This is a genomic window from Phocaeicola coprocola (assembly GCF_041333015.1).
In the GTDB taxonomy this organism is placed as follows: domain Bacteria; phylum Bacteroidota; class Bacteroidia; order Bacteroidales; family Bacteroidaceae; genus Phocaeicola; species Phocaeicola coprocola.
In genome coordinates this window covers 1967457-1987811 of the sequence record NZ_JBGKGM010000001.1, presented here as the reverse complement: position 1 = coordinate 1987811, position 20355 = coordinate 1967457, and the positions used below count along the sequence as shown (strand labels likewise).

Below are 20355 nucleotides of genomic sequence, written 5' to 3'. Positions count from 1 at the left end.
AGTTTGTCCCTCAACATAAAAACTTACATTATGAAACGATTTTTTCTTGCATATATCTGCCTGTTACTTTGTGTTTCAGGTAATTTACCGGCTCAAAGCTTGGAAAAAAATATTGAACAACGCTTGACGGACTATTTCATTAATTACCAGACGAGTTATGCAAATATCGGTACATGCAAACTCGACCACTTTACAGTCGATCATGAGCACAAGACTTTACAAGTATATGCCAATGATAATTTTGGTTACCAGCCTTTTACAGAAGAAAACACACAGGCTATTTACCGCTCTCTGAAACAGTTATTGCCTGGCCCCGTAAATTACTATCGGATAACTCTGTATGCTGACGGTCAGCCTATAGAAAATCTGATACCTAACTTTCTGCGCAAGAAGGGAAAGGACAAGGAACGTCTGTATGGAAAAATAGAATATAAAGGTGATGCATGGACGCAGAATATCTCGAAACCGTTCAAAATCAGTCAGGGATTACAGGACCGGCATATTGCCGTATGGCAAAGTCACGGAAAATTTTATAAGAACGACCGTAACGAATGGCGCTGGCAGCGTCCACGCTTGTTCGGTACTACCGAAGATTTGTATACTCAGTCTATCGTAGTACCTTATCTTATTCCGATGCTCGAAAACGCCGGAGCAGTGGTTTTTACACCACGTGAGCGCGACTGGCAAAAGAATGAGGTGATAGTGGACAATAATACATGTACTCCCGGCAGCCGGTACTTCGAAAAGAATTACAAAAAAAACGTATGGAAGACCACCTCGCAACCGGGGTTTGCCCAGAAATATCTCCGATATCCTGACAACTATAATCCGTTCCGCGACGGCACGGCACGCTTTATCTCTACCCTCTCAAAACCAGAAAAAGCTTTTGCCGAATGGATTCCCAATATTCCTGAAACAGGAAAATATGCTGTATATGTAAGTTATCAAACTTTGCCTCAGAGTGTTTCGGATGCCAAATATCTGGTATTCCATAAAGGAGGCGTCACCGAATTTAAAGTCAACCAGCAAATGGGTGGCGGAACGTGGGTGTATCTGGGTACATTCGAATTCGACAAAGGGGTGAACGATTACGGTATGGTAGTACTGAGTAACGAAAGTTCGCAAAAAGGTGTAGTTTGCGCCGACGCTGTCCGCTTTGGAGGTGGTATGGGAAATATCATTCGTGGCGGAAACGTCAGCGGAGTACCACGTTACCTGGAAGGAGCACGTTACTGGGGGCAATGGGCAGGAATGCCATACGAGGTATACAGCAAGAGTCAGGGGGAAAACGATTATAATGATGATATCAATGCACGTTCACTGATGACCAACTACCTAAGTGGAGGTTCGGTGTTCAATCCCACGGAAAAAGGTCTGAAAGTTCCTTTCGAACTGACTTTTGCCATGCATAGTGATGCCGGATTCAAGACTGACGATGCGCTGGTTGGCTCACTGGGTATCTATACAACCAATTTCAACGACGGAAAGGTAAACAGCGGGATTTCACGTTATGCATCACGCGACTTGACAGACATGGTACTGACCGGATTGCAAAAAGATATCAGTTCACGCTTTGGCATACAGTGGGCACGACGCAGCATGTGGAACCGGAACTATAGCGAAACTCGCCTGCCGGCTGTACCTTCGATGATACTCGAAACACTTTCGCATCAGAATTTCGCCGATTTGAAACTGGGCTATGAACCGGAATTTAAATTTACGGTAGCACGTTCTGTTTACAAATCGATATTGAAATACCTCGCAGAAATGCATCATAGCAACTATACAGTTCAGCCGTTGCCAGTCAGCCATTTTGCAGTGACTGAAGGAAAGAAGAAAAATACATTCGAACTGCGCTGGATTCCAACAGAAGACCCGTTGGAACCAACAGCAAAAGCTCAGGGATATGTGGTTTATACGCGTATCGGATATGGTGGATTCGACAATGGAACATACGTAAAAGGGAGCAGTTTTACTGTAAAAGCAGAACCTGGGCTGGTTTATAGTTTCAAGGTTACCGCTGTAAATAAGGGAGGTGAAAGTTTCCCTTCAGAAATTTTGTCGGCTTACAAGGCAAAGAGAAGTAAAGGTACAGTACTCATTGTAAATGCATTTCACCGTACAAGTGGACCGGAATCAATGAATAACCTTATGATGCAAGGTTTTGATATTCAGTCCGACCCGGGATTGCCATACATCAGCACGACAGCATTTTGCGGCTACCAGCAGAATTTTAACCGCACAAAAGCCGGTATTGAAACTGAAGATGGTTTAGGTTATAGCGGCAATGAGCTGGAAGGAATGCAGATTGCCGGAAATACATTCGATTATCCGTTTGTGCACGGTAAAGCTATCCAGACAGCCGGACGCTATTCGTTTGTGTCATGCAGCAGCGAAACTGTTGAGAGTGGTTCTACTGATTTAACTCCGTATTACATGGTAGATATTATTTATGGAGCAGAAAACAGCACTTTGAGCAACCGTATGCAACAGGCTCTTACCAATTATTGTCGAGGTGGAGGAAAATTGTTTATCAGCGGTTCTTATATCGGTAATAAGCTGGGCGATACAAACTTCACCGCCAATGTTTTGAAATACACATACGGAGGAAGCATGAAACATGTACGCTCGGGAGAGATTTTCGGAACGAATATCAGGTTTCAGATTCCACGTGGTGCCAATGAGCAGACGTATGCTGTTCCTGCCCCCGACTGTATTCTTCCAGCTGAACAAGCTTTCCCTGTATTTTGTTATACAGAAGGAAAACAGTGTGCCGGAGTGGTTTATAAAGGAGCGTACCGTACTTTTGTTTTGGGCTTCCCTTTCGAAAGTATCGTGAATGCTGACCAGCGGACACATGTCATGAAAGCCATGCTGCACTTTTTTGAGGAGAAATAATGCTCTCTATTCATTTAATTTTTTATCTTTGCTCATGTAAACGTTAAAAATAATCAAGACTATGTACACAATACAAACAAACGTATCTGGCACACGCAGCATGGAGATATCGGAAGAACATCTGAAAACAATTCAAAAATATGCCTTGTTCCAACAACTGATAGACAGCAACGGTATTGTTGATGAATCGGTTCTTGACAAGCTGAAACTGAATGTCCGTTCGCTTATCGCATCCATGACAGAGAATTGTAAAGATTTATTAGATCTTTGCATTGATGTTATTTACCACAATAATATGAAGGCATTCGGACTTCATCAGTTGATTCTGCTTTACATTAAGTGGGAAAACGAACAACAGACAACAGAAGAAGAAACAGAAGAAGAATAATAAGAAAGGGCCTGTTTTAAATTTCATACCGGTTTATTTTTTAGTTTTCCGTAAAAGAAAGCTGTAAAAATGCCGGAAAAACACATATCCGAAATTTTAAAACAGGCTCTTTCCTTGTTTTCTGGCAAGGAATTTAAGAAAAGGGCAATGCCTGTGACTAACTAAAAATATTGAAATTTGAAAGAGTATAAACTAACCGACTGGTTGCCTACAACCAAAAAAGAAGTAGAATTGAGAGGATGGGATGAACTGGATGTTATCCTGTTCAGTGGAGATGCATATGTAGATCATCCTTCGTTTGGTGCTGCCGTCATCGGTCGTATGCTGGAAGCACAAGGACTAAAAGTGGCCATTATTCCCCAGCCTAACTGGCGTGACGATTTGCGCGATTTCAAAAAACTGGGACGACCACGATTGTTTTTCGGTGTTTCTGCCGGATGTATGGATAGTATGGTCAACAAATATACGGCCAACAAACGTCTGCGCAGTGAAGACGCATATACTCCCGACGGACGACATGACATGCGTCCGGAATATCCAAGCATTGTTTATACTCAGATATTGAAAAAACTCTATCCGGACGTACCAGTCATCCTGGGGGGAATCGAGGCTTCCCTGCGCCGGTTGACTCATTATGATTATTGGGAAGACAAAGTCCGTCCTTCTATCCTGACTGAATCAGGAGCCGACTTGTTGATATACGGAATGGGAGAAAAACCCATTACAGATTTATGCAAACGGCTGAAAACAGACGGTGCTATCCCCTACGACTTACCTCAAACGGCTTATTTGTGCCGGAAAGCTAAGTTTGCTTCCAGCGAAAACGATTTGCGCTTGTTTTCACACGAGGAGTGCTTGAAGGATAAAAAGAAACAGGCACAAAACTTCCGCCATATTGAGGAGGAATCGAATAAATATGAAGCTGCACGCATCTATCAGGAAGTTGGAAACGATGTGGTAGTGGTGAATCCTCCATACCCTCCAATGACACAGGGAGAACTTGATATGTCGTTCGACTTGCCTTATACCCGCTTGCCTCATCCTAAGTATAAAGGGAAGCGGATTCCTGCCTTCGACATGATAAAATTCTCGGTCAATATTCATCGGGGATGCTTCGGAGGATGTGCTTTCTGTACGATTTCTGCGCATCAGGGAAAATTTATCGTGAGCCGGAGCAAGGAAAGTATTTTAAAGGAAGTAAAGGCTATTACGGAAATGCCTGATTTTAAAGGTTACTTAAGTGATCTGGGAGGACCTTCGGCAAACATGTATGGTATGCACGGACGTGACGAACGTATGTGCCGCCGGTGCAAACGCCCGTCGTGTATCCATCCTAAGGTGTGTCCGAACCTGAATACCGATCATCGCCCGCTGCTGGATATTTATCATGCTGTCGATGCGCTCCCTAAGATTAAAAAGAGTTTTATCGGAAGCGGTGTCCGATATGATTTACTGTTGCACGAGAGCAAGGATCCTGAAGTAAACAAGAGTACGGCGGAATACACTCGGGAGCTGATAGCACGTCATGTAAGCGGACGCTTGAAGGTGGCTCCGGAACATACCAGCGACCGTGTGCTTTATATCATGCGTAAACCGCCGTTTGAACAGTTCTATCGCTTCAAACGTATCTTCGACCGAATAAATAAGGAGCTGAACCTGCGTCAGCAAATCATTCCTTATTTCATCAGCAGTCACCCGGGATGTACTGAAGAAGATATGGCTGAACTTGCCGTTATCACCAAACGGCTGGATTTCCACCTGGAGCAGGTACAGGACTTTACTCCTACTCCTATGACTGTAGCTACAGAGGCATGGTATACAGGCTATCATCCTTATACACTGGAACCTGTATTCTCTGCCAAAACTCAGAAAGACAAACTGGCACAGCGTATGTTCTTCTTCTGGTACAAGCCAGAAGAACGGCGTGCTATCATCAATGAGCTGAAGAAAATAGGAAGAAGTGACCTGATCGACAAGCTATATGGCAGGTAGTAAATGCAAAATACCCTAAAAAAGGTATTTGCTACAAAGCTGATAGGCGGTATCTTTGCAACAAACAAAATATCGCCCATGAATATAGCTGCACTTATCTCAGGCGGAGTAGACAGTGCCGTAGCCGTACATTTACTCTGCGAGCAAGGATACAAACCTGACTTATTTTACATTAAGATAGGAATGGACACCGACAACGAACTTAGTTGTACGGCAGAAGAGGATATCGAACTGGCTACTGCTACGGCACGCCGTTACGGTCTGCAACTGGAGATTATTGACCTTCAGAAAGAATATTGGGATCAGGTGGTAGCATATACAATAGAAAAGGTTCGAAACGGGTTTACTCCCAATCCGGATGTAATGTGCAACAAGCTGATCAAATTCGGTTGTTTTGAGCAAAAGGCTGGATATGCTTACGATAAAATAGCGACAGGACATTACGCGTCAACTTGTGAACTGAATGGAAAAACCTGGCTGGCAACAGCAAAAGATGCGATTAAAGACCAGACTGACTTTCTGGCTCAAATCAATTATCTGCAAGTTTCCAAATTGCTATTTCCGTTAGGCGGTTACATGAAAAAAGAAATACGCCATATTGCAGCTCAGGCAAAACTGCCCAGCGCACAAAGGAAAGACAGTCAGGGAATCTGTTTTCTAGGAAAAATCAATTACAACGACTTTATACGACGCTTCTTAGGAGAACGCCAGGGAAGTATCATAGAACTGGAATCGGGTAAAGAAATAGGCAAACATCGCGGATTCTGGTTTCATACTATCGGCCAACGTAAAGGACTGGGATTGAGTGGAGGTCCGTGGTTTGTTGTAGACAAAGATACAGAAAACAATATATTGTATGTATCGCATGGATATGACACAGAACAGCAATACAGCAATGAATTCAAATTAACAGACTTTCATTTCATTACAGACAATCCATGGCTTACGGAAAAAGAACAGCAAGTCTGCTTTAAAGTCCGCCACACAGACGGCTTTCATCAGGGAAATCTCATATTAAAGAATGGCATATGCCACATCAGAAGCTCTGAAAAAATACAAGGTATCGCTCCCGGTCAGTTTGGGGTTATTTACGACAAAGACGCCCATTTATGTATCGGAAGTGGAGAAATACGAAAATAAAGTCTCTCTACATCTGGATAAATCGGGAACAAGCTGCAGTTTTTCTCCTGCATGGCTTGTCCTGATTTTATTATTTTAACTGTTGGAACTGATCTATCAAAGAAGTTATATTTGCAGTAAACAGGCGAGCGGAAATAGCAAGCAAAATTATACCGAAGAATTTCCGGATAATATAAATACCACCTTTCCCTAAAATGCGTTCTATACGGTCGGTCATCTTCAGTACGATATATACCCACACCATATTTAGCAGTAGCGCGATAATAATGTTAATGGAAGCATATTCGGCTCTTAGTGAAAGCAAGGTAGTAAACGAACCGGCTCCGGCAAGCAGAGGGAAAACCAAAGGGACCAGTGTCGCCTCTTTTATAGGTCCTGTATTCTTAAATATCTCTATATCAAGAATCATTTCCAGCGACATTAGAAAAATTACAAATGCTCCGGCAACGGCAAACGAAGCAATGTCAACCTGAAATAGCTTCAGCATCATATCACCGGCAAAAAAGAACCCTAACAATAATGCCGCAGCAATTAAAGTAGCCTGAACAGCATTTACCGCACGACCTTTTTGCTTTAAATCTAAAATAATAGGCACAGCACCTATTATATCAATTACTGCAAACAATACGATAAAAGCACTGATCAGCTCTTGAAAATTTAAAGTTCCCATATTCTCTTCATTACGATTAATGTTACGCAAAGTTATGCAAAAATAACCATAATGCAAGGGAGCAGGCAAACATTATCAGACGGAAAGAAACGATAAAAAAGGTAAAAGCCGGAAAAACATTCAAAATATTCGCTACTTTTGTACGTTAAAATATAACTTAATAAAGTTAAATGCCGATGCAAAGCACTATGTACGATAAGCTTTTATTGCTACCTCTGTTTCAAGGACTATGCAAGGAAGACTTTACATCCATACTGGAAAAAGTTAGATTGCATTTTCAGAAGTATACAGCCGGAAGCCGCATTGTAAAACAAGGTGATTATTGTAACAATATCATTTTCATTTTACAAGGTGAAATACGCGCTGAGTCTGTAGACCATACTTACCATTATACCATCCACGAAACACTGGAAAGCCCTCAAATCATTGAGCCTTACTCACTGTTTGGCATGTATCCGCAATATACGGCATCGTATTATGCACATACAAATGTAAATGCCATAACCATAGACAAAGCTTATATTCTGTCGGAGCTTAATAAATATGAGATATTTCAGCTCAATTATTTAAACATGTTGAGTAACCGGGCACAAACGATCTACCGTAAGCTGAAAAGCCCACATGCAAGTGACACACTGGATAAAATAGTAAATTTCATGCAACTCCGGTGCATCACTCCTACCGGGGAAAAGAAACTCCAGATTCGCATGGAAGACCTTGCAGAACAGATTGACGATACAAGAATTAATGTATCGAAAGTGCTGAACGAACTAAAAGACGGAGGAGTTATCCGGTTGAGCCGAAGAATTATCGATATACCCGACATGGAAACATTGAGTAATTACAAAGAGAATAAAAAAACTTTATTTATGGAAAACCCGTTTTTACAACCATATACAACGCCGCACGGAACCGTTCCTTTTGACAAGATAGAGCTTGTACATTACGAGCCTGCTATCCGGGAAGGAATCAGCCAGGAAGATAAAGAGATAAATGATATTATATCGAATCCGGAAAAACCGACATTCAAAAATACAATACTGGCACTGGAACAGTCGGGCAAGTTACTGGATCAGGTAACTACAGTAATGTTTAATCTGATGAGTGCTGAAACCTGCAATGAACTGGATGAAATTGCAGAGAAAATGATGCCTTTACTTTCGGAGCACAGCAACAATATCAGCTTAAATGAAAAACTCTTTGAACGCGTAAAGCAGGTTTACGAAGACAGAAAGAACCTGAAGCTTACTCCGGAAGAATTGCGACTGCTTGAAAAGACATACGACGGTTTTGTACGAAACGGAGCTAACCTGTCAGAAGAAGATAAAGTAACATTCAGAAAAATAAGTACAGAGTTAAGTTCACTGACTCTGCGTTTCTCACAAAACCATTTGAAAGAAACAAATAGCTACGAGTTGCTTTTAGATTCTGAAGAGCAGTTGAAAGGACTCCCTGAAAGTATTATAGAAGCTGCGGCTCATACAGCAAAAGAAAAAGGGAAAAATGGCTGGATAATTACCCTGCAAGCACCCAGCTATGTTCCTTTCATGAAATATTGTGAGAACCGCGAATTGCGCCGTAAACTGTATATGGCTTACAATACCCAATGTATACACGACAATGAGCAGAACAATGAGGATGTTGTAAAACAATTGGTAAATCTGCGCATGCAGCTAGCACAGCTTCTCGGATTTAAGAATTATGCAGACTACGCACTTCGCAAACGTATGGCAGAAAACAGTGAGCGAGTATATCAGTTACTCGATCAGCTGCTGGAAGCATATACGCCAACCGCCCGAGAAGAAGTGAAAGAAATTGAAGCGCTTGCACAACGTACAGAAGGAAAAGACTTCCAGCTGATGCCGTGGGATTTTTCATATTATGCAGAAAAACTGAAAAATGAGAAATTCAATCTCGACGAGGAAGCACTTCGCCCCTACTTTGAGTTAAGCAGGGTCAAGGAAGGTGTATTCGGACTGGCAACCCGCCTATATGGTATTTCATTTAAAGAGAATAAAGACATCCCGGTATATCATCCGGACGTAAAGGCTTATGAAGTATATGATAAAGACGGCAGTTATCTGGCTGTTCTGTATACTGATTTCCATCCGCGTGCGGGAAAGCGCTCTGGAGCATGGATGACAAGCTACAAAGAGCAATGGATAGAAGCAAACGGAACCAACAGTCGTCCTCATGTTTCTGTAACCATGAACTTTACCAAACCGACAGCCAATAAGCCTGCATTGCTCACTTTTTCGGAAGTAAATACATTCCTTCACGAATTCGGACATGCGCTGCATGGTATATTCGCCAACACTCGCTTTAAAAGCATGAGTGGGACAAATGTCTACTGGGACTTCGTAGAACTGCCTTCGCAAATAATGGAAAACTTTGCCATTGAAAAAGATTTTCTTAATACATTTGCACGTCATTATCAGACAAACGAATCTATTCCGGAAGAATTGTTGCAACGGATTATAGATGCTTCAAACTTTAATGTTGCTTACGCTTGTCTGCGACAAATCAGTTTCGGATTACTGGATATGGCTTGGTACACCCGGGATAAGGTGTTCGACGGTGATGTTCGTGAATATGAACGTGAAGCATGGAAACGCACGCAATTATTACCTCCGGTAAAGGAAACATGCATGACCGTACAATTCGGACATATCATGTCGGGAGGATATTCTGCCGGATATTATAGCTATAAATGGGCTGAAGTGCTTGATGCCGATGCTTTCTCTGTTTTCAAGGAGAAAGGAATATTCAATCAGGATGTTGCCCAATCGTTCCGGGACAATATTTTATCAAAAGGAGGAACTGAACACCCGATGACTCTTTACAAACGATTCCGGGGACAAGAACCGACCATTCACGCATTACTAAAACGAAATGGAATAAAATGAAGCTAGATATAAGAAAATATATACGCTGTCTGCTATTTGTACTGCCTTTCTTGTTGGGCAGTTGCAATCAGGAAGATGACATAAATGAAATTTTTGTCAGTGGCCAGTGGCAACTGGTAAATTATTATACAGGCATAGACTGGAATAATTATAATGCCAATGCCAAACCTACATATACCAAGCCTGAAGATTTGAAAGTAATAAACGCTTTCAGCATTATGTTCAACGACGACGGAACGGTTCAGGGCAATATCGAGAATGGTACGTATAGCGGTAAATGGCAGGCCAATGCCAAAGACCGTTCTATCAGAATTACTCAGATAGAATGTACGGTAAGTCTTTCTGGAAAGAACAAAGAATTTATAGATAAACTGAAAAACGTTCAATTTTATCAAGGCGACAATATCATGTTGCGCCTTGCACCCAATGAACGTACCACATGTATGCAATTCAGACATTAATATATTATGTTATGGAAAATACGGAAAACAAACAAGAGATTCTTGACAAGCGCTATATGCAAATGGCTACTATCTGGTCGGAAAACTCATACTGTAACCGGCGAAAAGTAGGTGCCTTGATAGTAAAGAACAAAATGATTATTTCTGACGGATACAATGGTACTCCGGCGGGATTTGAAAACGTGTGTGAAGATGAACATGGCATCACTAAGCCTTATGTACTGCATGCAGAAGCCAATGCTATCACAAAAATAGCAAGATCGAACAACAGCAGTGAGGGAGCAACCCTTTATGTCACAGCATCTCCTTGCATAGAATGTGCCAAGCTTATTATCCAAGCTGGAATAAAGCGTGTGGTTTTTGCTGAAAAATATCGGCTGGAAGATGGATTGGAACTCCTAAAACGTGCAAATATAGAACTAGTTTATTTAACTCCTAACGAATAAAAGATATGAGTAGTAACAAGAATCGACTAATGCCTTTCCTACTGGCTATCTGTCTTGTAGCTGGTATCCTGATAGGAACGTTTTATACGAATCATTTTTCTGGCAACAAGCTGGGAATCATCAATACATCTTCTAATAAACTGAATGCCCTGCTGCATATAATCGATGAACAATATGTAGATACTGTAAGTATGTTCAATCTGGTAGAAGAAGCCATGCCGCAAATCCTTGCCGAGCTGGACCCGCATTCATCATATATTCCGGCAAAAGACCTGGAAGCTGTTAATTCGGATCTGAAAGGAAGTTTCAGTGGTATCGGAGTTCAGTTTACGATACAAGATGATACGATTCATATTAACAGTGTAATTCAAGGTGGTCCGTCTGAAAAAGTCGGCCTTCTTGCCGGCGACCGTATCGTAGAGGTAGACGATTCTAGCTTCGTAGGAAAAATAGTGACCAATTCGGAAGCCATGCGTCGTCTAAAAGGCGAAAAAGGAAGTAAAGTCAAATTAGGTATATACCGACCGGGAGAAAAAGAAATTCTTCATTTCACCGTGGTACGTGGAGATATACCTGTGAAAAGTATTGATGCAGCTTACATGATTAATGACAAATTCGGATACGTCAAAGTCAACAAATTCGGTGAGACAACCTATCCGGAGCTGCTGGTTGCATTAGCACAATTGTCTCAGGCAAACTGCAAAGGTATGATTATAGACCTTCGTGGAAACACTGGAGGATATATGGCAGCTGCCATTCAGATGGTAAATGAATTCTTGCCGAACAATAAACTTATTGTATATACGGAAGGAAGAAAGTCGCCACGTGAAAATTATACTTCAAACGGAACAGGAAGCAGCCAGACTATGCCACTTATTGTCTTAATGGACGAAGGATCTGCATCGGCCAGCGAGATTTTTGCCGGAGCAATTCAAGATAATGACCGAGGAACCATTATCGGCCGCCGTTCTTTTGGAAAAGGTCTTGTACAGCAGCCTATCGAATTCAGCGACGGTTCTGCTATCCGATTGACTATCGCACGTTATTATACACCTTCCGGACGTTGTATTCAGAAGCCTTATGAAAAAGGAAATGATGCAGAATACGAAATGGACATTATCACCCGTTACGAACATGGAGAATTTTTCTCAGCCGACAGTATCAAGCAGAATATAAAAGAAATTTACCATACAAGCTTAGGACGAACGGTATATGGAGGTGGTGGTATCATGCCGGATATTTTTGTTCCGCAAGATACAACAGGTATGACTTCATATTACAGAATGGCTGCTACACGCGGCTTAATTATCCGTTATACGCTCGACTATACAGATAAAAACCGTAACAAGCTTAAAGAGTATGATACTCCCCAAAAGATGGAAGCTTATTTAAAAACTCAAAATCTGTTAGAGAAGTTCGCTGAATATGCAGAGAAGAAAGGACTAAAACGTCGGAATATCCTGATGTATAAATCGAAACAGCTGTTCGAAGAAAGCTTATATGGAAACATCATTTACAACATGTTAGGCATAGAGGCATACATCACTTATTCAAACTTGACAGATAAGACTGTACAAAAGGCTCTTGAAGTACTGGAAAAAGGAGAATCATTCCCCCAAGCTCCAGAAAAAACTTCAGAAAAATAAACGAAGCGTCTTAATTCAACGAATATTCAAAGAATAAGAGAGTATGTCAAAACTCAAGTTCCATAAAAAGGAATTTAGAATCTGAAGCTTGACTACTTTATTTACAATAAAAGAGCCTTATCATTATCCTGAAACTGGGGTTTGATAAGGCTCTAAATATTTAGATTCTATAATAGATAATTATTACGGTTACTTTTAGTTGATCTTAATCCTCTCACTCAATATGTTAAAAGAAGAAAAACGTTTACTACGTCGCTGCATCGCAGACAAAAAAAAAATGTATACTAATCATGAATTGGCTACATACTCTACGTTGCTGCTAAGCAAATTGGAAAGGCATCCACTTTTTGCTGAAGCCCAAACAATATTAATGTATTACTCATTGCCTGATGAGGTACAAACGCACGATTTCATCGAAAAATGGAGTCATAGTAAAAACATTATCTTGCCTGTTGTAAAAGGTGACGAGCTCGAACTACGATATTATACAGGAAAACAGGATCTTCAAAAAGGCAGTTACAATATAGAAGAACCTCAAGGTGAACTTTTAAGCAACTATGACAAAATAGACCTTGCCATTATCCCTGGTGTAGCATTCGACTCACAGGGTAATCGTCTGGGAAGAGGAAAGGGATATTACGACCGACTGCTTAAGCAACTTAATGCATATAAAATAGGTATCTGCTTTCACTTTCAGATTTGTACGTATATCCCTACCGAAATATTCGACAAGCCTATGGATGAAGTGTGGAGTGAAGAGGAATCTTTCATACCAAACAAATAAAAGAGTATGTAAAATTCCACCGAATATCATCAACGGAAGATGATATTTACAATAACCTGTGCTCCTACTTGTGAATTCAGGTTACGAATCAACAATTGACGACTCATCATCAGCTCCTGACGGAGAACGGATGAAGACAAATGTACGAAAAGTACTTGATTCTTAATGTATATATTAGTCGTATAACGAGCAATAGCTTCCCCCACGACATCCTTCCAGGCATCAACCAGCCGATATTCATTCAAAGGAGTTTCAAGTCCCTCCTGTCTGAGAAGACGCCGCAACACCTCTCCTACCTGTTCTGTATTATTCCGCTTCATATTTCCTCCTCTTCATTGCAACGTTCAGATACAACTCCACCATCAACTTCAAAGAGTTTATAATCTCCTTCGATCTTACGTAAGATTTTATCCAAATGATCTCTGTTCGTATCGGTCACAAATATTTGTCCGAAACTGTCTCCAGCAACCAATTTTACAATTTGCTCAACACGAGAAGCATCCAACTTATCAAAAATATCATCTAACAATACGATGGGAGTGGTACGACTTCCGGTACGCTTCAGGAACTCAAACTGAGCTAACTTCAACGCTATCAGATACGTTTTATTCTGCCCCTGAGAGCCTTCCCGCTTAATGGGGAAATCTCCCAGCTGCATTATCAAATCATCCTTATGGATACCACGGGTAGAATATCCTAAAATACGATCACGCTGACGAACCTCCTTCAGTTGTTCAAGAAGATTTCCTTTGGCAGCATGCGACTCATAGGACAAGCTTACTTGCTCCCTGTCCTGGGAAATATAAGAATAATACGACTGGAAAACGGGAATAAATTCATCAATAAAGGCTTTACGCTTGGCATATACCGTTTCACCGGAAGCAGCCATCATCTCCTCCCACACCAACATCAGCTCTTCTTCCGGTTCAACATCTGCTTTAAGCAATGAATTTCTCTGAAGAAGGGCTTTGTTATAACGGATCAGAGCCTCTAAGTATTCACGGTCAAACTGCGAAATGACGACATCAATAAATCTGCGCCGCTCTTCACTTCCACCTGCAATCAACCACGAATCGGCCGGTGAAACCATGACAAGAGGAATCAGCCCTATATGGTCTGACAGGCGTGAATACTCTTTTTTATTACGTTTGAATTGCTTTTTCTGACGGCGTTTCAGCCCACAATATACTTCTTCGGGCTCTCCCTCGTCCGTTTCATAAAACCCCTGCACAACAAAAAAGTCACGATCATGCAAAATATTTTGTGAATCAATGGCATTGGTAGCACTTTTACAAAACGAAAGATAATAAACTGCATCCAGCAAATTGGTTTTTCCCATCCCATTTTTGCCTATTATACAATTCATTTTACGTGAAAAAGCAACTTCTACTTGCTCCAGATTTTTATAGTTTAATATAGAGATGCGTTTAAGCCACATAGTTCAAAACCTAAATTCAGACTACAAAATTAGCAATAAAAGCACGATTGATAAAAAAACATGCCCGCAAATTTCATTTATAAACATAAATAAACTACTTTTGCTGACCGAAATATAAATTACTAAATAATAGAAGAGAAATAATAAAAAACAATTAAATAAAATGGCAGAACAAAAACACACTCATGACCCATTGAATGTAGATGAAGCACTGAGTACTTCTGAAGCATTCCTTTTAAAGTACAAAAACCTGTTAGTAGGTATTGTAGTAGCTATTGTTGTTATCGTATGTGGCACATTGGCTTACAAACATTTTATCGGTGAACCTAAAGAGTTGAAAGCTTCTGAGGCACTTTTCAAAGGTGAACAGTATTTTGGCAACGACAATTATGAAACTGCACTGAAGGGTGACAGCTTGGGTTACGCAGGTTTTCTGAAAATAGCAGATGAATTCAGCGGTACAGAAGCAGGAAACTTGGCAAATGCTTATGCTGGTATTTGCTATGCACAGCTCGGAAAGTATGAAGAAGCTGCAAAATATCTGGATAAATTCAGCGCAGATGATTATATGGTTGCTCCTGCCATTATTGGTACAATGGGTAACTGTTATGCTCAGATGGGACAGCTTGACAAAGCAGCTGCAACATTGCTGAAAGCTGCAGACAAAGCAAACAGCACTACTTTAAGCCCAATCTACTTGCTTCAGGCTGGTCAGATACTTGAAAAGCAAGGTAAAAATGCAGAAGCTGTTGAAGCTTACAAGCAAATTAAAACAAAATATGCAAACTCATTCCAGGCAATGGACATTGATAAATACATTGACCGTGCTTCAATCAAATAATAACTAGCATATTTATTACATATATAATAAGGTATTGTCATTCGGAGCAAAGCGAAGAATCTCGGATACATCAACGTGGATGCTCATGAGATTCAAACTTTACTCCGAATGATTTTTTATTTCATATTCATCTAATCATTTATACATAATTATTATGGCAACAGCATATCACAACTTATCAGATTACGATTTCACCTCTGTACCCGACGCTTCTCAAATGCGTTTTGGAATTGTTGTCTCAGAATGGAACAGCAATATAACTGGCGCATTATTGGAAGGTGCGGTAAAAACATTGAAAAAGCATGGTGCAAAAGACGAAAACATACTTGTACAAACAGTTCCAGGAAGTTTTGAATTAACTTTCGGCTCAGCACAAATGATAAAAAGTGGAAAAGTTGATGCAGTAATAGCTTTAGGATGCGTAGTTCGTGGAGATACTCCACATTTTGACTATGTTTGCGCCGGAGCAACTCAAGGAATTACACAACTGAATGCAACTACCGATATACCAGTGATTTACGGCCTAATCACGACCAATAACATGGAACAGGCTGAAGAACGAGCAGGAGGAAAATTAGGCAATAAAGGCGATGAATGTGCAATTACTGCAATAAAAATGATAGATTTTGTTTGCAAATTAAAAAAATAGTTGTACCTTTGCATCGCAATTGAGAAAAACACTAGTCAATCAGTTGCGAAAGGGCAAATACCAGAGTGGCCAAATGGGGCAGACTGTAAATCTGCTGGCTTACGCCTTCGGTGGTTCGAATCCATCTTTGCCCACTAAAATTGCGGAAGTAGCTCAGTCGATAGAGCATTAGCCTTCCAAGCTGAGGGTCGCGGGTTTGAGTCCCGTCTTCCGCTCTTCTGAAAATATTATTAATCTGTTGGGCAAATACCAGAGTGGCCAAATGGGGCAGACTGTAAATCTGCTGGCTTACGCCTTCGGTGGTTCGAATCCATCTTTGCCCACTAAAATTGCGGAAGTAGCTCAGTCGATAGAGCATTAGCCTTCCAAGCTGAGGGTCGCGGGTTTGAGTCCCGTCTTCCGCTCTTCTGAAAAGACCATGAGATTCATGGTCTTTTTTTTATTTTACCCTTCAATATTTAATAAAACCAAACGGAAAGCACGGGTCAGTAGAAATTTAGTGGGGATACGCATATAGCTTCGCAATGCGGAATAAAAAGAACTTCTTATCAGCTACGCCTCTTAGATTTGCTCTGAACAGTTTAATTTTTGCATTGAACGATTCTGCCATCGCATTTGAAGAACGATGGTTGTAGAAATTCAGTATTTCATCATAGTGCTCATAGAAAGTAGCAGCAATGACATTAAAAGAATGCATCCCTGCTTCTTCTACTTTATTATACCATCGTGCCATAGCCAGACGTGCAGCGTCCTTTATGGTGTTCTTAGAGAAAATCATCCGCAGGGAATGGCACAAACCGTATGCCTTTTTGATGTCAGGGTATTCCTCAAATAGGATTGCTGCCCTTTGCTTCTGTTTTTCTGTCCATTTATCAGCTGACTTGAAAAGCAGATACCGGGAGCGTATAAGTAATTCCCTACGGGTATCGCCATTGGAATATCGGTATGGGACATAATCTTCGTTCTTCCGCTTAGCTTCTTCCATTTCCTCATTGGCCTGCTGTATGGCATCCCAACGGTGTTTGATGCGTAATTCCTGCACAGCATCACAAGCTAATCTCTGAATGTGAAAACGGTCTATCACACGGCTGGCTTCAGGAAATGCAGTCCGTACAATCTTGCGCATGGAGTCTGAAAGGTCAAGTGTCACTTCTTTAACGGCATAACGGCTTTCCTCGTCAATTCGTTGCAGCACAGCTATTACATCCTCTGATTTAGTTCCTGCCACGACAGCTACCAGGGAGCACTCTCTCGTACAGGCATCACGGTTGGTTACAAAGGTGTAAAGTTCACCGTTGGAGAGTGAGGTCTCGTCAATCGCCAGATACGGTCCCATATTTTCCGGAAACAGCATCCATTCACCGGCATGGGATAACTGTTCCCAATTACGATATCCGCTGAGAACCTCCTTGTACTGTTTTTCAAATGTATGACCATCTATATGATAGAATTCCTCAAGCGTACGGCAGGTCACTGGGGATGTCTCCATACGTTTCTTTTAAAAAAGCCCCAAATTCTTTGGAGTATCTGGTTCCCTTGGCTACAACATCGAGGTCGATGGGAATACTGAAACTTTTACCTGTGCGCAAGTCCGTCCAACGACGACGTCTGATCTTGAGGATTACCTTATGGTCCCGTATGGGAAAGTCTGTCACATTAACAGCTTCCATAAAACCTTTGGATTCAAAATGTTCGTCATTGCTTAACTTGGAATTCATCTTTTCATCCAGACTAATATGAATCTCTTGAGAGGTTTGTTCAACTCCAGAGATAAGAAAGTAATCTAATATCTGAGCCGGCAACACGAGGCTGGCTAGCATATTCAAATAATCGTTTTTCATAATGCGAAGTAAGCAATACTTTACGAGTATAAAAAATAATCCCCACTAAATTTCTACTGACCCGGGATACGCATATAGCTTCGCAATGCGGAATAAAAAGAACTTCTTATCAGCTACGCCTCTTAGATTTGCTCTGAACAGTTTAATTTTTGCATTGAACGATTCTACCATCGCATTTGAAGAACGATGGTTGTAGAAATTCAGTATTTCATCATAGTGCTCATAGAAAGTAGCAGCAATGACATTAAAAGAATGCATCCCTGCTTCTTCTACTTTATTATACCATCGTGCCATAGCCAGACGTGCAGCGTCCTTTATGGTGTTCTTAGAGAAAATCATCCGCAGGGAATGGCACAAACCGTATGCCTTTTTGATGTCAGGGTATTCCTCAAATAGGATTGCTGCCCTTTGCTTCTGTTTTTCTGTCCATTTATCAGCTGACTTGAAAAGCAGATACCGGGAGCGTATAAGTAATTCCCTACGGGTATCGCCATTGGAATATCGGTATGGGACATAATCTTCGTTCTTCCGCTTAGCTTCTTCCATTTCCTCATTGGCCTGCTGTATGGCATCCCAACGGTGTTTGATGCGTAATTCTTGCACAGCATCACAAGCTAATCTCTGAATGTGAAAACGGTCTATCACACGGCTGGCTTCAGGAAATGCAGTCCGTACAATCTTGCGCATGGAGTCTGAAAGGTCAAGTGTCACTTCTTTAACGGCATAACGGCTTTCCTCGTCAATTCGTTGCAGCACAGCTATTACATCCTCTGATTTAGTTCCTGCCACGACAGCTACCAGGGAGCACTCTCTCGTACAGGCATCACGGTTGGTTACAAAGGTGTAAAGTTCACCGTTGGAGAGTGAGGTCTCGTCAATCGCCAGATACGGTCCCATATTTTCCGGAAACAGCATCCATTCACCGGCATGGGATAACTGTTCCCAATTACGATATCCGCTGAGGACCTCCTTGTACTGTTTTTCAAATGTATGACCATCTATATGATAGAATTCCTCAAGCGTACGGCAGGTCACTGGGGATGTCTCCATACGTTTCTTTTAAAAAAGCCCCAAATTCTTTGGAGTATCTGGTTCCCTTGGCTACAACATCGAGGTCGATGGGAATACTGAAACTTTTACCTGTGCGCAAGTCCGTCCAACGACGACGTCTGATCTTGAGGATTACCTTATGGTCCCGTATGGGAAAGTCTGTCACATTAACAGCTTCCATAAAACCTTTGGATTCAAAATGTTCGTCATTGCTTAACTTGGAATTCATCTTTTCATCCAGACTAATATGAATCTCTTGAGAGGTTTGTTCAACTCCAGAGATAAGAAAGTAATCTAATATCTGAGCCGGCAACACGAGGCTGGCTAGCATATTCAAATAATCGTTTTTCATAATGCGAAGTAAGCAATACTTTACGAGTATAAAAAATAATCCCCACTAAATTTCTACTGACCCGAAAGCACACCTTTCGATTTTAATCACTATCTTAGGTTTAGAAATTTATCTAACCAACTATTAAAGACTAAACCATTATGAAGAACTTTAGAATTGAATCATTAATCCTTGCAATCGGATTGTTATTGCTGGGAATTTGCATCCAAAAAGGATTTAAATCGTTCGCAGAACGCGACAGAAGCGTAAATGTCAAAGGACTTGCAGAAATGGAAGTACCGGCTGATAAGGTCACATGGCCACTTATGTACAAAAGCTTAGGCAACGACTTGAATGCTCTATACGACAATATAAAGAACTCAAATAAAATCATTACTCAGTTTCTTATAGAAAAAGGTATAGACGAGAAAGAAATCAGCATTAATGCCCCTGAAATCATTGATCTAAAAGCTGAACGATACAGCAATAATGACAATAGTCCCTACCGATACAACGTTACAACTGTCATTACAGTAACTTCAAATAAAGTGGATTTAGTAAGAAGCCTTATAGCAGAACAAGGTGAATTGCTAAAAAGAGGTATTGCAGTAACAGGAGGCGACTACCGGTACAATGTGCAGTATGAATACACGGGACTTAATTCTATCAAACCTCAAATGATAGAAGAAGCAACCAAAAACGCACGTCAGGCTGCGGAAAAATTTGCAAAAGACTCGGAAAGCGAACTAGGAAAAATACGGCACGCCAATCAAGGACAGTTCACTATTACAGATCGTGACGCCAATACTCCTTATATTAAGAAAGTGCGTGTAGTTACGACTATTGATTATTCGTTAGAAGATTAACAGATTAA

Annotated in this window: 19 protein-coding genes, 4 tRNA genes and 1 pseudogene; 17 read left to right on the top strand and 7 right to left on the bottom strand. The window is 41.1% G+C overall.

The annotated features are described in order from the left end of the window. The first annotated feature begins 30 nt into the window (after nt 1-30). From ACDG22_RS08210 to mnmA, 4 genes are all read left to right on the top strand, one after another. Nucleotides 31-2898, top strand: a complete 2868-nt coding sequence (locus ACDG22_RS08210) for a golvesin C-terminal-like domain-containing protein (protein ID WP_270230478.1) — start codon at nt 31-33, stop codon at nt 2896-2898. Nucleotides 2899-2959: 61 nt separating this feature from the next. After that, nucleotides 2960-3286, top strand: a complete 327-nt coding sequence (locus ACDG22_RS08205) for a hypothetical protein (protein WP_022125100.1) — start codon at nt 2960-2962, stop codon at nt 3284-3286. Between the two features lie 177 nt (nt 3287-3463). Continuing rightward, nucleotides 3464-5278 carry a YgiQ family radical SAM protein gene (locus ACDG22_RS08200; protein ID WP_007570542.1) on the top strand — a complete coding sequence of 605 codons (1815 nt, stop codon included), beginning with the start codon at nt 3464-3466 and terminating at the stop codon, nt 5276-5278. A 78-nt stretch (nt 5279-5356) separates the two neighbouring features. Next, nucleotides 5357-6418, top strand: coding sequence for a tRNA 2-thiouridine(34) synthase MnmA (mnmA, locus tag ACDG22_RS08195; protein ID WP_040312142.1), 1062 nt, complete (start codon nt 5357-5359; stop codon nt 6416-6418). Nucleotides 6419-6488: 70 nt separating this feature from the next. On the opposite strand, the gene ACDG22_RS08190 is transcribed toward mnmA, so the two are convergent. Beyond that, on the bottom strand, nt 6489-7088 hold the full coding sequence (locus ACDG22_RS08190) for a MarC family protein (protein WP_007570538.1): 600 nt from the start codon (nt 7086-7088) through the stop codon (nt 6489-6491). 170 nt (nt 7089-7258) lie between these two features. Between ACDG22_RS08190 and ACDG22_RS08185 the strand changes: the two are divergent. The 6 genes and pseudogenes from ACDG22_RS08185 to ACDG22_RS08160 all read left to right on the top strand — a co-directional run. Then, a pseudogene (locus ACDG22_RS08185) lies at nt 7259-7918 on the top strand (Crp/Fnr family transcriptional regulator); the annotation flags it as partial. Nucleotides 7919-7957: 39 nt separating this feature from the next. Continuing rightward, complete coding sequence (locus tag ACDG22_RS08180; protein WP_270230488.1) at nt 7958-9994, top strand: M3 family metallopeptidase; 2037 nt, start codon at nt 7958-7960, stop codon at nt 9992-9994. Continuing rightward, on the top strand, nt 9991-10455 hold the full coding sequence (locus ACDG22_RS08175) for a DUF4847 family protein (protein ID WP_022125105.1): 465 nt from the start codon (nt 9991-9993) through the stop codon (nt 10453-10455). Before ACDG22_RS08180 ends, ACDG22_RS08175 begins: the two co-directional genes overlap by 4 nt. 11 nt (nt 10456-10466) lie before the next feature. Next, nucleotides 10467-10901 carry a deoxycytidylate deaminase gene (locus tag ACDG22_RS08170; protein WP_007570533.1) on the top strand — a complete coding sequence of 145 codons (435 nt, stop codon included), beginning with the start codon at nt 10467-10469 and terminating at the stop codon, nt 10899-10901. A 5-nt stretch (nt 10902-10906) separates the two neighbouring features. Continuing rightward, the gene (locus ACDG22_RS08165) at nt 10907-12547 is read left to right on the top strand and encodes a S41 family peptidase (RefSeq protein WP_007570531.1); all 1641 of its coding nucleotides are present in this window, start codon (nt 10907-10909) and stop codon (nt 12545-12547) included. Nucleotides 12548-12770: 223 nt separating this feature from the next. Continuing rightward, nucleotides 12771-13331 (top strand): 5-formyltetrahydrofolate cyclo-ligase, encoded by a 561-nt coding sequence (locus ACDG22_RS08160; RefSeq protein WP_007570530.1) that lies wholly within the window; start codon nt 12771-12773, stop codon nt 13329-13331. A gap of 29 nt (nt 13332-13360) precedes the next feature. Here ACDG22_RS08160 and ACDG22_RS08155 read toward each other — a convergent pair whose 3' ends face one another. Beyond that, entirely contained in the window at nt 13361-13651 is a 291-nt protein-coding gene (locus ACDG22_RS08155) for a DciA family protein (RefSeq protein ID WP_007570528.1), read from the bottom strand. Further along, the gene (gene recF / locus ACDG22_RS08150; protein ID WP_007570526.1) at nt 13648-14769 is read right to left on the bottom strand and encodes a DNA replication/repair protein RecF; all 1122 of its coding nucleotides are present in this window, start codon (nt 14767-14769) and stop codon (nt 13648-13650) included. The genes ACDG22_RS08155 and recF overlap by 4 nt, the downstream gene beginning before the upstream one ends. Before the next feature lie 163 nt (nt 14770-14932). On the opposite strand from recF, the gene ACDG22_RS08145 reads away from it, so the two are divergent. From ACDG22_RS08145 to ACDG22_RS08120, 6 genes are all read left to right on the top strand, one after another. Further along, a complete protein-coding gene (locus ACDG22_RS08145; RefSeq protein ID WP_007570524.1) occupies nt 14933-15610 on the top strand; it encodes a tetratricopeptide repeat protein in 678 nt (225 codons plus the stop codon). Between the two features lie 154 nt (nt 15611-15764). Then, nucleotides 15765-16259 (top strand): 6,7-dimethyl-8-ribityllumazine synthase, encoded by a 495-nt coding sequence (gene ribH, locus ACDG22_RS08140; RefSeq protein WP_007570522.1) that lies wholly within the window; start codon nt 15765-15767, stop codon nt 16257-16259. Between the two features lie 51 nt (nt 16260-16310). After that, nucleotides 16311-16393, top strand: a tRNA-Tyr gene (locus ACDG22_RS08135). A gap of 8 nt (nt 16394-16401) precedes the next feature. Further along, nucleotides 16402-16474, top strand: a tRNA-Gly gene (locus tag ACDG22_RS08130). Nucleotides 16475-16499: 25 nt separating this feature from the next. Further along, nucleotides 16500-16582, top strand: a tRNA-Tyr gene (locus tag ACDG22_RS08125). 8 nt (nt 16583-16590) lie between these two features. Next, a tRNA-Gly gene (locus tag ACDG22_RS08120) sits at nt 16591-16663 on the top strand. Between the two features lie 92 nt (nt 16664-16755). Here the strand turns inward: ACDG22_RS08120 and ACDG22_RS08115 are convergent. Genes ACDG22_RS08115 through ACDG22_RS08100 form a run of 4 tightly spaced genes read right to left on the bottom strand, consistent with a single transcriptional unit; the run spans nt 16756 to nt 19502 of the window. Continuing rightward, nucleotides 16756-17748 (bottom strand): ISAon1 family transposase, encoded by a 993-nt coding sequence (locus ACDG22_RS08115; RefSeq protein ID WP_155162804.1) that lies wholly within the window; start codon nt 17746-17748, stop codon nt 16756-16758. Next, complete coding sequence (locus tag ACDG22_RS08110; protein WP_007565224.1) at nt 17714-18100, bottom strand: ISAon1 family transposase N-terminal region protein; 387 nt, start codon at nt 18098-18100, stop codon at nt 17714-17716. Before ACDG22_RS08110 ends, ACDG22_RS08115 begins: the two co-directional genes overlap by 35 nt. Before the next feature lie 45 nt (nt 18101-18145). Then, on the bottom strand, nt 18146-19150 hold the full coding sequence (locus ACDG22_RS08105; protein ID WP_370858839.1) for an ISAon1 family transposase: 1005 nt from the start codon (nt 19148-19150) through the stop codon (nt 18146-18148). Continuing rightward, nucleotides 19116-19502 carry an ISAon1 family transposase N-terminal region protein gene (locus ACDG22_RS08100; protein WP_007565224.1) on the bottom strand — a complete coding sequence of 129 codons (387 nt, stop codon included), beginning with the start codon at nt 19500-19502 and terminating at the stop codon, nt 19116-19118. Before ACDG22_RS08100 ends, ACDG22_RS08105 begins: the two co-directional genes overlap by 35 nt. Before the next feature lie 140 nt (nt 19503-19642). On the opposite strand from ACDG22_RS08100, the gene ACDG22_RS08095 reads away from it, so the two are divergent. After that, nucleotides 19643-20347 (top strand): SIMPL domain-containing protein, encoded by a 705-nt coding sequence (locus tag ACDG22_RS08095; RefSeq protein WP_007569794.1) that lies wholly within the window; start codon nt 19643-19645, stop codon nt 20345-20347. Nucleotides 20348-20355 lie beyond the last annotated feature (8 nt).

Bases quoted from the DNA above. Each gene is read 5' to 3' on its own strand.
- ACDG22_RS08095 (WP_007569794.1), top strand. From the start codon at position 19,643: ATGAAGAACTTTAGAATTGAATCATTAATCCTTGCAATCGGATTGTTA.
- ACDG22_RS08110 (WP_007565224.1), bottom strand. From the start codon at position 18,100: ATGAAAAACGATTATTTGAATATGCTAGCCAGCCTCGTGTTGCCGGCT.
- ACDG22_RS08115 (WP_155162804.1), bottom strand. From the start codon at position 17,748: ATGGAGACATCCCCAGTGACCTGCCGTACGCTTGAGGAATTCTATCAT.
- ACDG22_RS08205 (WP_022125100.1), top strand. From the start codon at position 2,960: ATGTACACAATACAAACAAACGTATCTGGCACACGCAGCATGGAGATA.
- ACDG22_RS08160 (WP_007570530.1), top strand. From the start codon at position 12,771: ATGTTAAAAGAAGAAAAACGTTTACTACGTCGCTGCATCGCAGACAAA.
- ACDG22_RS08180 (WP_270230488.1), top strand. From the start codon at position 7,958: ATGGAAAACCCGTTTTTACAACCATATACAACGCCGCACGGAACCGTT.
- ACDG22_RS08145 (WP_007570524.1), top strand. From the start codon at position 14,933: ATGGCAGAACAAAAACACACTCATGACCCATTGAATGTAGATGAAGCA.
- ribH (WP_007570522.1), top strand. From the start codon at position 15,765: ATGGCAACAGCATATCACAACTTATCAGATTACGATTTCACCTCTGTA.
- ACDG22_RS08170 (WP_007570533.1), top strand. From the start codon at position 10,467: ATGGAAAATACGGAAAACAAACAAGAGATTCTTGACAAGCGCTATATG.
- mnmA (WP_040312142.1), top strand. From the start codon at position 5,357: ATGAATATAGCTGCACTTATCTCAGGCGGAGTAGACAGTGCCGTAGCC.
- ACDG22_RS08190 (WP_007570538.1), bottom strand. From the start codon at position 7,088: ATGGGAACTTTAAATTTTCAAGAGCTGATCAGTGCTTTTATCGTATTG.
- ACDG22_RS08175 (WP_022125105.1), top strand. From the start codon at position 9,991: ATGAAGCTAGATATAAGAAAATATATACGCTGTCTGCTATTTGTACTG.
- ACDG22_RS08100 (WP_007565224.1), bottom strand. From the start codon at position 19,502: ATGAAAAACGATTATTTGAATATGCTAGCCAGCCTCGTGTTGCCGGCT.
- ACDG22_RS08165 (WP_007570531.1), top strand. From the start codon at position 10,907: ATGAGTAGTAACAAGAATCGACTAATGCCTTTCCTACTGGCTATCTGT.
- ACDG22_RS08105 (WP_370858839.1), bottom strand. From the start codon at position 19,150: ATGGAGACATCCCCAGTGACCTGCCGTACGCTTGAGGAATTCTATCAT.
- ACDG22_RS08155 (WP_007570528.1), bottom strand. From the start codon at position 13,651: ATGAAGCGGAATAATACAGAACAGGTAGGAGAGGTGTTGCGGCGTCTT.
- recF (WP_007570526.1), bottom strand. From the start codon at position 14,769: ATGTGGCTTAAACGCATCTCTATATTAAACTATAAAAATCTGGAGCAA.
- ACDG22_RS08210 (WP_270230478.1), top strand. From the start codon at position 31: ATGAAACGATTTTTTCTTGCATATATCTGCCTGTTACTTTGTGTTTCA.